The organism is Hominilimicola fabiformis (assembly GCF_020687385.1).
Taxonomy (GTDB): domain Bacteria; phylum Bacillota; class Clostridia; order UBA1381; family UBA1381; genus Hominilimicola; species Hominilimicola fabiformis.
This window is the reverse complement of record NZ_JAJEQM010000006.1, coordinates 26,246-39,263: the sequence shown is the minus strand read 5'-3', so window position 1 is coordinate 39,263 and position 13,018 is coordinate 26,246. Positions and strand designations below refer to the sequence as shown.

10 protein-coding genes are annotated in these 13,018 nt (G+C 39.3%); 1 reads left to right on the top strand and 9 read right to left on the bottom strand.

Going from position 1 to position 13,018, the window contains the following annotated elements; translation table 11 throughout:
- Positions 1-4: 4 nt before the first annotated feature.
- Both LKE05_RS05545 and LKE05_RS05540 read right to left on the bottom strand, forming a co-directional pair.
- Positions 5-2,311 carry a phosphodiester glycosidase family protein gene (locus LKE05_RS05545; RefSeq protein ID WP_308456194.1) on the bottom strand — a complete coding sequence of 769 codons (2,307 nt, stop codon included), beginning with the start codon at positions 2,309-2,311 and terminating at the stop codon, positions 5-7.
- A 181-nt stretch (positions 2,312-2,492) separates the two neighbouring features.
- Positions 2,493-4,976, bottom strand: a complete 2,484-nt coding sequence (locus tag LKE05_RS05540) for a heavy metal translocating P-type ATPase (protein ID WP_308456193.1) — start codon at positions 4,974-4,976, stop codon at positions 2,493-2,495.
- Positions 4,977-5,115: 139 nt separating this feature from the next.
- Between LKE05_RS05540 and LKE05_RS05535 the strand changes: the two genes are divergently transcribed.
- Complete coding sequence (locus LKE05_RS05535; protein WP_308456192.1) at positions 5,116-5,466, top strand: winged helix-turn-helix transcriptional regulator; 351 nt, start codon at positions 5,116-5,118, stop codon at positions 5,464-5,466.
- A gap of 54 nt (positions 5,467-5,520) precedes the next feature.
- On the opposite strand, the gene lysA is transcribed toward LKE05_RS05535, so the two are convergent.
- The 7 genes from lysA to LKE05_RS05500 form a co-directional block, all read right to left on the bottom strand.
- Positions 5,521-6,822, bottom strand: coding sequence for a diaminopimelate decarboxylase (gene lysA / locus LKE05_RS05530; protein WP_308456191.1), 1,302 nt, complete (start codon positions 6,820-6,822; stop codon positions 5,521-5,523).
- A gap of 26 nt (positions 6,823-6,848) precedes the next feature.
- Positions 6,849-8,120 (bottom strand): ATP-dependent Clp protease ATP-binding subunit ClpX, encoded by a 1,272-nt coding sequence (gene clpX, locus LKE05_RS05525; RefSeq protein ID WP_022230192.1) that lies wholly within the window; start codon positions 8,118-8,120, stop codon positions 6,849-6,851.
- Between the two features lie 14 nt (positions 8,121-8,134).
- On the bottom strand, positions 8,135-8,731 hold the full coding sequence (gene clpP, locus LKE05_RS05520; protein ID WP_117964894.1) for an ATP-dependent Clp endopeptidase proteolytic subunit ClpP: 597 nt from the start codon (positions 8,729-8,731) through the stop codon (positions 8,135-8,137).
- Between the two features lie 29 nt (positions 8,732-8,760).
- Positions 8,761-10,047 carry a trigger factor gene (tig, locus tag LKE05_RS05515; protein WP_118446042.1) on the bottom strand — a complete coding sequence of 429 codons (1,287 nt, stop codon included), beginning with the start codon at positions 10,045-10,047 and terminating at the stop codon, positions 8,761-8,763.
- 168 nt (positions 10,048-10,215) lie between these two features.
- Positions 10,216-11,187, bottom strand: coding sequence for a biotin synthase BioB (gene bioB / locus LKE05_RS05510; RefSeq protein ID WP_117964896.1), 972 nt, complete (start codon positions 11,185-11,187; stop codon positions 10,216-10,218).
- Between the two features lie 130 nt (positions 11,188-11,317).
- Positions 11,318-11,539: a YdbC family protein gene (locus LKE05_RS05505; protein ID WP_022230188.1), complete on the bottom strand. Its 222-nt coding sequence runs from the start codon at positions 11,537-11,539 to the stop codon at positions 11,318-11,320.
- Positions 11,540-11,554: 15 nt separating this feature from the next.
- A complete protein-coding gene (locus tag LKE05_RS05500) occupies positions 11,555-12,943 on the bottom strand; it encodes a family 4 glycosyl hydrolase (RefSeq protein WP_308456190.1) in 1,389 nt (462 codons plus the stop codon).
- Positions 12,944-13,018 lie beyond the last annotated feature (75 nt).

Sequence of the window (13,018 nt, the reverse complement as noted above, 5' to 3'; positions counted from 1 at the left end):
TGTTTTATTTATTTTCAATTTTATACAACATCGTTGCCGCTTCGGCACGTTTCATATTATTATTCGGAAGTATCGTGTTATCCTCATAACCGCTCACAATACCTGTCGAATACAACTTGCTCACACCTTCTTCCGCCCACTGCGGTATATCGTTTTTATCCGCAAACGGAAGATTCGGCAAATCATCATTATTCGGAAGTATTCTTCCCAAAATCGTCATTGCCTCTGCACGCGTTATATTGTCATACGGTGCAAATGTGCTTGTTCCGTCGTCATTGACGCGGCCTAAAATTATACCCTCTTTATACACAGCTTTTACAGCCGGAACTGCCCACTGCGGTATTATATCATTATCCGTAAAATCAAGCTTTACATCATCATATTTTGAAAAATCAAGTTTTTTGTAATTTGCTATCATCGACGCAAATTCCGCTCTTGTCATATTGTTGTCAGGTTTAAAAATCATTTTTCCGTTTTCTTCAAAACCGCTGATAATCCCTGTTGCCGCCATATCGGCAATTATGTCCTTTGCCCAGTGATTTTCTGTATCGTAAAACGGATTAGGTGTACTCGGATAATCCGAAATATGCACCGGTATTTCTTTCGTTAAAGCCCCTGCCGTCACCTTTATTTTACCGTCTTTGTTGACCGTATCGGCAAGTGTGAAAATGCCGTCCTCTGTTATCGTACCTATATCACCCTCAACTTCCCATTTATACAATCTGTTTGTTGAAAGCAATTCGATTCCGTTTTTGTATGACGCCGCCGAAAGATTAAGCTGTAATTCTTCGTTTGCCTCTGTATAGATTTCGCTGATTTCTTTCCAGTCCGCTTGATTATATACCTTTATTTCTTCAGGTGTTTCATAAACGCCGTATGTCACGTCCGCCACGTCACCGTTATCGCCGTACATAACAACTTTAACATCGCCTGTACCGTTAAGCGATACTGCTCCGTTTTCGTCTACCGTACTGTCCGTATCGGTGTCCGCACGATATTTTATATTATACGGTTCTTCCATTTTATAATTTGCGGTATCGTATACGCTTTCTATATTAATATTCGCGGTCATTCCCGAAAGATAGTTATTATTAGTTCCGCCTGTAATATTGATTATCCACGGAATATTCGTTCTCTCGCGATTGTCCTTTAAGAAAATATAATTTGCAACACTTCTCAAATAACCGTCCGACGGTGAATTTACAACCATTGTATTGTCTTTTCCCGGAAACCACGCAGAAATGGTTGTCGAACCGCCGCCGTCAAGATTTAACGCGTCAACACACCCAAGCTCAACCATACGTTTTGCAAGCGTTTTAAGTTGAGCGCCATAGCTGTAACCCGACTGTCTGCCGTCAAGCGTATAGAAAATAATATTGCCGTCTGCTTTTATTCCGACAGCCGTTCTCGGTGCCGCACCCGCCTCAAAATCAGAATTTGCAACTCCGTTTGTTACAAGTCTGCCGCCGACACTGCTTACCGCGTTTTCAGCTGTTTTCCAAGTACCGTCATCTCCGACCGCCTGATTTGCGACCGTTAAAGTCTGACCTGCGTGAAGTCTGCTCAAAAAGTCATAATATTCACTTACACCGCTTGTATCCATAAGCAAAACAACCTTACCCTCAGGAATTTCTATCTCGCCGTTATATATGAACACATCATCAACAGTAAGCGACATTGTTTCGTCCACGTGCAGTCTGCCCTCGTTAGGTGTGCAAATAACAAAAATACATTCCGATTGAGTTTTTGTCGTTTTTCCGAATTTGTCCGTCAAAAGATAAACAGGATCAAATCCCGCCTGACACCACTTATTTATATACATAACGTCAATCGATTTTTCGCCGTCTGTCACTGTTGTCTGAATGTCAAGCCACTTTATAAAACCCGTTCCGTCACTTCTGAAACCGACCGCGTCCTGTCCGCCGTATTCCTTTGATATAATTTCGCCGTCGGCTATTGTATAACCCATCGGAATACCTGTCTTGAATGAAAAATAATCGGCATTAATTCCGGCAAGCGGTCTTAAACCGTTCTCCTGCATATATTGCTCTGCCTGTTTAATATTTCTCGTTCCCCATATGCTCGCACCGTTCACAACAATCGGTACGGCGTCCTCATTAGGTGTATATTCAACATAATATTCATTTTGCTTACCGACGCTGTCCGAATTGAACTGTACATTATGAAAGTATGTAAATGCTCCCATATACGTACTCCAACCGCCGTTTTGCTCACCCAAAACATCTGCACTTGCAGTTATTCCCGTAAGCAACAAAAGCGTCATTGCAAAAAATAAAATTTTCTTCCTCACAAAACATTCCTCCATATAAAAAACAATACATTTTATAGTATATCACAAAATCGGATTTATGTAAAACTTAAATAATGGAATATATGCAATTAAATATTATATAATTAAGGCTATCGACATCAAAAAATAAAGTAGACAAAACCATATCGGTTTTGTCTACAATCCAAATTTTGCTTAATTCTTATTCTATACCTACAACTTCATATCCTGCGTCAACAACGGCTTTTTTAAGCACATCGTCCGACACGTCTTTTGCAAGTGTTACAACAGCCTGACCGCCGTTATCAAGTGAAACTTCCGCACTTACTCCGTCTATTGCGTTTAGCACCTCTCCCACTCTGCCTGTACAGTGTGAACACATCATTCCGTTAATTTTAATCGTCTTTGTCATAGTTTTATTCTCCTTTTCATTTTTTACAGTTTTAATATTATTGCATTTCGGTTTGAAAAATCTCAATCTCAACGCATTTGACACAACGAATACCGAACTGAAACTCATAGCAAGTGCGGCAATCATAGGATTTAATTTCAATCCTGCTATACCGTACAAAACACCTGCCGCAATCGGTATTCCGAGTGCATTATAGAAAAATGCCCAGAACAGATTTTCTTTTATATTTTTGATTACCGAGTGGCTTAGCTCTATTGATGTAACAACGTCCTGCAAATCGCTTTTCATCAATACAATATCAGCCGATTCAATAGCTATATCCGTTCCCGCACCGATAGCAATACCAACGTCTGCACGAGTCAAAGCAGGTGCGTCATTAATTCCGTCACCGACCATTGCAACCTTGTGACCGCTCTGCTGAAGTTTTCTTACTACTTCTTCCTTGTCTGACGGCAACACCTCCGCAACGGCACTGCTTAACGGCAGCTTGTTTTTAATTGCATTTGCCGTAACGGCATTGTCACCCGTAAGCATTATTACGTCAAGTCCCATATTACGCATATCTTCTATCGCTTGCCTGCTTGTTTCCTTTATGGTATCGGCAACTGCGATTATTCCGACAAACTTATTATCCACCGCAAAATACAATGATGTTTTTCCGTCATTCGCGAATATTTCATCTTCCGATACTTCAATATTGTTTTCACGCATCATCTTATAATTTCCGGCTAAAACTTTCTTTCCGTCAACATTGCCTTTTACACCTTGTCCGACAATCTGTTCAAAATCTGCAACATCACTAAATCCCAAGCCGTCGGCTTTTTCAACAATAGCCTTTGCAAGAGGGTGTTCCGACAAATATTCTATTGACGCTGCAATCTGTAAAAGTTCCTTATCGGAAATTCCGACAGGTGCTATATCCGTTACAGAAGGCTTACCCTCTGTTATTGTGCCTGTTTTATCAAGTACGACCGTATCAACCTGATGTGCTGTTTCAAGACTTTCTGCTGACTTTGTAAGTATTCCGTACTGCGCGCCCTTGCCTGTACCGACCATTATTGCAGTCGGCGTTGCCAATCCCAACGCACACGGGCAAGAAATTACAAGTACCGATATTCCCATTGAAAGTGCAAAACTAACGCCTTTACCCAAAAGCAACCACACTATAATCGTAATCACTGCGATTGATATTACAACCGGTACAAATATACCGCTGACCTTATCGGCAAGCTTTGCAATCGGTGCTTTTGATGCCGAAGCTTCTTCCACAAGATGTATAATCTGTGACAATGCGGTATCTTCGCCGATTTTTTCAACCTTAAATTTAAAATATCCCGATTTATTTATAGTAGCTCCGATAACCTTATCACCGACATTTTTTTCAACCGCGATACTCTCGCCTGTAATAGCCGACTCATCTATCGCACCGTTACCCTCAACGATAACACCGTCCAGCGGAACTGATTGTCCTGCTTTTACAACGACAATTTCACCGATTCGCACGTCATCTACACCGACTGTAACTTCTTTTCCGTCACGAATTACAACTGCCGTTTTCGGCGATAAATCAATAAGTTTTTCTATCGCCTGTGATGTTTTCCCTTTTGCCCTCGATTCAAGAAATTTTCCGAGGGTTATGAGTGCAAGTATCATTGCCGCCGACTCAAAATACAAATTCATCATATATGAATGTGCAAATTCCTTGTCACCGTGTCCAAGTCCGTATCCTATGCAATATATTGCAATGATTCCATACGTGAATGCCGCGCCCGAACCTATCGCTATCAGCGAATCCATATTCGGTGCACCGTGAAACAACGTCTTAAAACCTGTTATATAGTATTTTCTGTTGACATACATTATCGGCAACGTCAACAGCATTTGCGTAAGTGCAAATGTTATTCCGTTTTCTGCACCATGAAACACGCTCAAAAACGGCCAACCCCACATATGTCCCATTGAAATGTACATTAGCGGCACAAGGCAAACAAGCGACACAATAAGTCTGAACTTCATATTTGAAATTTCATTGTCGATTTTGTTGTCTTTCTTTTCTTGTTTTTTTCCCGCAACAGACGCACCGTATCCGCCCGAAACAACCGCGTTTATAATATCGTCAACACTTACATCCGTTTCATCAAAATCAACGTGCATATTATTCTGCAACAAATTTACGTTTACAGATTTCACACCGTTAAGTTTTTTGACGCTTTTTTCAACGTGTGCGCTGCACGCACTGCACGTCATTCCCGTTACATTAAATTTTTCAGTCACATTATCACCGTCCCGAATATTTTGATTGAATTTATTTATTGTTTATGATATTATTATATCGTAAATTATTTATTTTTCAAGTATGCACTTTTTTGATAGATACTATCATTTATGATAGTATGGATTGGAGGTAATACATATGAACCACGATTATATATGCCCTGTTGAGGCAACACTTGAAATAGTGGGCGGAAAATACAAGCCACTTATATTATGGCACTTATCGGGTAAAACATTACGTTTTGGGCAATTACAAAAATTGCTTTCATCCGCAACGCCGAAAATGCTTACAAAACAGCTCCGCGAACTTGAAAATGACGGACTGATTGCACGAAAAGTTTATCCCGTAGTTCCGCCGAAAGTGGAATATTCACTTACGCCGCTCGGAACAAGTTTTATTCCTATATTATCAAGCATTTGCGATTGGGGAAATAATTATTTAAAGGCAAACAACATTTGTCCTAACTGTTCTATGACAGAACAAAAATAACAAAAAGGAGCTGATTTCAGCTCCTTTTTGTGTCAGTTTAATTAAACCAATATATTAAAGAACGTCGTTCTTTATAAGGTCCTCATATGATTCACGCTTTACAACTACCTTAGCTTTACCGTCCGAAACAGCAACAACTGCCGCTCTCGGAATTCTGTTATAATTGCTTGCCATTGAATAGTTATAAGCACCTGTTGCAAGAACTGCCAAAGTATCTCCGACTTTGATTTCCGGCATCATCGCATCTTTAAGCAAAATATCTCCGGATTCACAGCACTTACCTGCTACTGTAACCTTTTCGGTACGTTCGGCATTTGCGTTGTTCGCAACAACCGCCTCGTACTCTGATTCGTAAAGTATATATCTTGGGTTATCACCCATACCGCCGTCTACCGACACATACTTTCTCACATTCTTAATATCCTTAATTCCGCCTACTGTATAAAGCGTAATACCTGCCGGTGCAATAATTGAACGGCCAGGCTCCATAAGAATGAACGGTAGTTTGACTCCTCTTTTTTCTGCAGTAGCCTTAACAACCTCTGAAACGTGCTGAATATATTCATCATACGGTACAGGATCGTCATTTTCGGTATACATAATACCGTATCCGCCACCAAGGTTAAGATTATCAATTTCAAGACCAAGCTTGTCCTTTAAGTCGCCTACAAAGTTCATCATTATTTCAGCCGCTTTACAGAACGGTTCAATATCAAAAATTTGTGAACCGATGTGGCAGTGAACACCGTTTACTTTTACGTTAGACATTTTACTTGCTTTTTCAATAATTTCAAACGCTTCGCCGTTTTCAAGTGCAACACCGAACTTTGAATCAATTTGACCTGTTTGAATAAAGCTGTGAGTATGAGCGTCAACACCCGGTTTGATTCTGAACATTATGTTCTGAACAACACCGTATTTCTTAGCAGTTTCGTTAAGTGCTTCAAGTTCGTAAATATTATCAACTATGATATTACCAACTTTATTTTTAACTGCAAGCTCAATTTCATCAGCAGTTTTATTATTGCCGTGAAAATAGACTTTATCCATAGGAAAATCTGCCTTTATCGCCGTATAAAGCTCGCCGCCCGATACAACGTCAATACCCAAACCTTCTTCTTTAACAAGTCTGCAAGTGAAAAGTGAGCAGAAAGCCTTGTTTGCATAAAGGACAAGTCCGTTTCCTCCGTAATATTTATCCATCGAGTTTTTATAAACACGACAATTTTTTCTTATTAAATCCTCATCTAATACATATAGCGGAGTTCCAAACTCCTTTGCAAGTTCAACAGTATCATTTTTACCAATAACAAGATGATTTTTCTCGTTTACTGTCAAATCTTCTGATACAAACATTCTTTCTCACACCTTCCTAAAGTTTCTTAACCCTGAGTTCCGTCAGGCTCTAAATTTTCTTTGAGTTTCTTCGTTTCCTTAGTTTCGTGTATAATCTTAGGTTCTTTTAAATCTGTTATACACTTCTTTGTTATGATAACGGTTTTTATACTGTCATCGGACGGCACTTCAAACATAATGTCAGACATTGCCTCCTCGATAATTGAACGAAGTCCTCTCGCACCTGTATTTCTTTCAATCGCTTTATCAGCGATTGCCTCTATCGCGTCATCTTCAAATTCAAGCTTTACACCGTCAAATGCAAACAAGGCTTTATACTGCTTTATAAGTGCATTTTTCGGTTCTGTAAGAATTGTAATAAGCGTTTTTCTGTCAAGTTTATCAAGTCTTGCAAAAACAGGAAGTCTGCCTATAAATTCAGGAATCAATCCGAATTTAAGCAAATCCTGCGGTATAAGTTTACCCAGCAATTCATTGATGTTAGACTCTTTCTTGCTTGAAATCTGTGCACCAAATCCCAAACCTTGCTTACCTGTTCTTGAGCCGATAATCTTTTCGATACCGTCAAAAGCACCGCCGCATATAAACAAAATATTCGTTGTATCAATCTGAATAAGTTCTTGGTGCGGATGTTTTCTTCCGCCCTGCGGAGGAACTGACGCAACAGTGCCTTCAAGCACTTTCAAAAGTGCCTGTTGAACACCTTCACCGCTAACGTCACGCGTAATTGACGGATTTTCGGATTTTCGTGCAATTTTATCAATTTCGTCAATATATATAATTCCGCGTTCTGCAGCGTCAATATCGTAATCAGCCGCTTGAATAAGTTTTAACAATATATTTTCAACGTCCTCGCCGACATAGCCCGCCTCAGTAAGAGAAGTAGCGTCAGCTATGGCAAAAGGTACATTAAGTATCTTTGCAAGATTTTGTACAAGGAACGTCTTACCGCTGCCTGTCGGACCTATCATAAGTATATTACTCTTTTGAAGTTCCACATCGTCAGCCATATCAGAATGTTCTATTCTCTTGTAATGATTATATACCGCTACCGACAGAATTTTCTTTGCGTCCTCCTGTCCGACAACATATTCATCAAGAAAAGCCTTTATTTCCTTCGGCTTAGGCAGTTCAGTAGCCGTAAATCCGCCCTTATGCTCAAATTCACCGTCAAGTATACTGTTGCACATATCTATACATTCGTTACAGATATATACCCCCGGTCCCGACAAAAGCTTATCTACTTCTTGTTCAGTTTTTCCGCAGAATGAACATCTGAAATGTTTATTTTCGTCCATATATTTATACTCCTTTATTTAGAGGCTTTTACAATAACCTCGTCAATAAGGCCGTATTCCTTAGCCTCTTGAGCAGTCATAAAGTTATCACGCTCTGTATCCTCACAAAGCTTTTCGTAAGTTTGTCCCGTACGCTCTGCAAGAATTTCATTCATCTTCTTCTTTGTATTAACAAGATGATCTGTGTATATTTTAATATCAGTTGTCTGACCGCTAAGTCCGCCGCCGGCAATAAGAGGTTGATGTATCATAACCTCACTGTTCGGCAAAGCAAATCTCTTGCCTTTTTCACCGGCCGCAAGCAAGAATGCACCCATACTTGCCGCCATACCGATACAAATTGTAGATACGTCACACTTTATATACTGCATTGTGTCGTAAATTGCCATACCTGCAGTAATCGAGCCGCCCGGGCTGTCAATATAAAGCTGAATATCTTTATCAGGATCCTTTGCTTCAAGATATAAAAGCTGTGCCACAACAAGACTTGCCGTTGCGTCAGTTACCTGATCTGCCAAGAATATAATTCTGTCCTCAAGCAGTCTTGAATAAATATCGTATGAACGTTCGCCTCTGTTGGTCTGTTCAACGACCATTGGTACTAATGCCATACTATTCATCCCTTTCCGAAATTATGAAATTATTTTACCTGTGCATTGTTTACAATCATAGTGATTGTCTTTTGAATTTCAAGGTCTTTCTTAATGCTTTCCTTTTCAGCGTCACCAAGAAGTTCCTTAAGCTTGTCAAGTTCCATATTGTACTTCTTTGACATATCTACAAGTTCAAGTTCAACTTCTTCAGGACCTGCTTCGATTCCTTCAGCCTTTTGAATTGCCTCAAGAACAAGCGAACCGCTTAGCTGTTTCTTAGCCTGTTCAGCGAATTGAGCTCTTAGAGCGTCCATTGTCATACCTGTATATTGCATATACATATCAAGGTTCATACCTTGGTATGAAAGTCTTTGAGCAAAATCTCTTACACTGTTGTCGATTTGAGTTTCAACCATAGCGTCAGGAAGATCGAACTCGGCATTTTCAATAACCTTGTCGATAACTGCATTTTCGGTTTCAACCTTAGCTTTGTTTTCAGCAGCCTCTTCAAGCTTTTTGCGAACGTCTGCTCTGAATTCGTCCATTGTATCAAATTCGCTTACTTCACTTGCGAAATCGTCATCAAGCTCAGGAAGTTCACGTTTCTTGATTTCCTTAACCTTTACTTTAAATACTGCGTCCTTACCTGCAAGGTTTTCTGCATGATATTCTTCAGGGAAAGTAACCTTAACGTCAACATCAGCGTCAGTTTCAGCACCTACAAGCTGTTCTTCAAATCCAGGAATGAATGTACCTGAACCGATTTCAAGTTCGTAGTCTTCGCCCTTGCCGCCTTCAAATGCAACATCGTCTACAAAGCCTTCAAAGTCGATAACTGCGATATCGCCGTTTTCGATTGCTCTGTCGTCAACTGTGATAAGTCTTGCATTCTTCTTTTGTGTAGCCTCGATATCCTTATCTACATCTTCATCTGTTACAGTATGGTCAATTTTTTCCACTTCTATACCTTTGTAATCGCCAAGCTTAACTTCCGGCTTAGTTGTAACAAGTGCTGTAAATACTACAGGCTCACCCTTTTTGATTTCTTCAACGTCAATTTCAGGTCTTGCAACTGATTCAACACCTGATTCCTTTAGAGCTTCGTCATAAGCCTGCGGAAGTACGCTGTTAATAGCTTCATCATAGAATACAGCCTCTGTATAATACTTTTCGATAATCTTTCTTGGAGCTTTGCCTTTTCTGTAACCAGGTACGTTAAACTTCTTTACATTCTTTTTGTACACCTGATTAATTGCCTTGTCAAAATCCTCTGCACTTACTTCAAATGTAAGTTTTACAAGGTTTTTTTCGATTTGTTCATTTTTCACTGCCATAGTGATAATATCCTCCTTCTGTGTCCTATTACAGACATATTAACATAGCGTATATTATATCACTTATTTTCTTATATTTCAATCTTTTTTTTAATTCTTTACAACTTTTTCATAATTACATAACTTTTAAATATCGTTTTAGTATATTTTTACCCATTTTCGTATAAATTACTTAACTTCGTCTAACAATCCGGCAGTAAAACCAAGCGATTTTATAAGCTGCATATCCGACATTACCGTTTCGCCTGTTGTTGTAAGCATATCGCCCGATATAGCGGCATTTGCACCGGATTCAAAGCAAGATTTTCCGCCGTCGTCAAGAAGTATTCTTCCGCCTGCAAGTCTGATTGCGGCTGACGGATTTATAAATCTGAATATCGCACATATACGGCGCATATCGTCCTTTGTAAGTTTTTTATTGTTTTCGTATGGTGTTCCTTTTATCGGATTTAACATATTTACGGGCATTGAACTTACACCGAGATTTCTAACCTCAAATGCCATATCAATTCTGTCCTCCATACTTTCGCCAAGTCCGGCAATACCGCCGCTGCACACAGAAAGTCCGGCTTTTTTAGCGGCTTTGATTGCATTTATTTTATCGTCATATGTATGCGTTGTACAGACGTTTGGAAAATAATTTCTTGAACTTTCAAGATTGTTGTGTACACGCGTTAAGCCTGCGTCTTTTAGTCGCTTAAACTGTTCTTCGTTCAAAAGTCCGAGTGATGCACAGACTGATATATCGCTTATTTTTCTTATTTCTTTGATAATTTCACAGACTTTGTCAACTTCACTGTCAGACAGTCTTTTTCCCGATGCGACAAGTGAAAAACGCTTAATACCCTTGTCCGCACTCTTTTTAGCCGCATTTACTACCGTTTCCTTGTCAAGCAACGGATATTCCTCAACATTGGTGCAGTGAAACGCCGATTGTGCACAATACTTGCAGTCCTCACTGCATCTTCCGCTTTTTGCATTTATTATTGTACATATGTCAAATACATTGTCACAAAACTTTTCACGAATTTCATCAGCCGCTTTACAAAGCTCATCAATCGGTGCGTCTATAAGGCTCATTGCCTCATCTTTTGTTATCATTTCTCCCGAAAATATTTTGTTCTTTAATTCTTCAATCATTTTTCTCAAAACCTCTCCTATTGTTTATGTAGGAATTATATCACTTCTTATTTATATTGTCAACTATATAAATATACTTTAGTTTACAATCAATACAAATAAATACACCGCTAAAAAGCGGTGCATTTATTTATAAATTCATATCAATTAAAATATCTCTTAAATTTTTCAATTCTTCGTTTGTAAAAGTAAGACCTTTACCCATTTTTTCATGTTCCGGTGCCCAATCACGCAAATCAAATTTAGGGTTTGCACCGTTCCACGAAACTATATTAAGCTCCTTTGTCCAACCTTTACTGCTCTCGGATACCGTTCCGATATGTTCTTTTATTTCAAACTTCAATTCAGCCATTATTTCTCCTCCGATTTAGAAATACATTTTCAAATATTCTTTTGTATTGTCGACCATTTCGTCAAACAATTTTCTTGCATCACTAACCGAAATACACATATTAGGGTCAGCCGCAAATGCGTTAAATACACCGTCAAGGTCACGATTTAAAGCACAATCGACAACTTGTTCCTGTTCACCGCACACACGGCTTATAAGCGGATAAATTGCCTGCGGAATATTTCCGGCAAATACAGGATTTAACGAATTTGCTCTGAAACAAGCGTTCGTTTCTACAACCGCACCGATAGGCAAGTTAGGAATTTGACCGTAATTCGGTATATTAACATTCGTAACAAGGTCGCCAAGTCCAAGCAATGCTCTTATCTGCTGTACACCCTCTTCGCCCGTTTCCTTTAGTTCAAATTTTTCTTCACCGCTGTAAAGTTTTTCACTTCTTTCAAGACGTTTCTCAAGGTCGCCTTTTCTCCACGAAACAGGAGTTAATGCAAATCCCCACTTTTCAACGGTTTCTTTGTCTTTCAAATACCAATCACCCGGACAAAATTCAGCCAAATGTCTGTCCCCTGCCGCGGCGATACTTCCATATCTTAAAAACAAGTCAATCTTAACTTTCTCACTGCATGAGAAATACTTATTCATCCAGTTTTCATCTGACTTCTTCACAAAGCCGTTATCTTTGTATTTCTCCGCAAATTCACGGTATACAGGGAAAATATCTATATCCTTGTACTGTGCCTTTGTAAGCCAAGTAAAGTGATTTACTCCGACAACATTAACTTTAATATCCTCACGTTTTACGTCTTTTATACCTTTAATATCTTCAAGTGCATTTACAAGCAGTTTTTGTGTACCGAACACTTCGTGACAACAACCGAACGCCTTAATTTCAGGGAACACCTTATACAAAGTCTTTACGCACATTGTCATAGGGTTTGTGTAGTTGATTACCCATGCGTCAGGGCAACACTTTTTTATATTCTCTGCGATTTCTTCAAACATCGGAATTGTTCTTAACGCTCTCAAAATCCCGCCCGGACCTGCCGTATCGCCGACTGATTGATATATATTGTATTTTTCCGGTGTATGTACATCGCTTTCCATTTCATCGAATGTACCCGGTAAAATTGATATAATAACAAAATCCGCACCCTCAAGAGCCTCTTTTTCAGTTTCAACGGCTTTGTACTTCCACTGTGACTTACAGCCTTCTATATCCTTTATGCCGTTGCCTATCTTTTCGTTTTTCTTTGCAGCCTCTAAATCTATATCGTAAAGATAAACCGTACCGCACATATCCTCACACACCGCAAGGTCGCTCATAAATCCCCACGCCCAACCGCGTGAGCCGCCACCGATATAAGCGATTTTTATATCTTCGTATTTATTGTTACCGTATTTCATTTTTCTGTCCTCCGCTTTAATTTTATGACTTAATTATACCACTGATTTTCTACTTAAACAACAACAATATTGCTC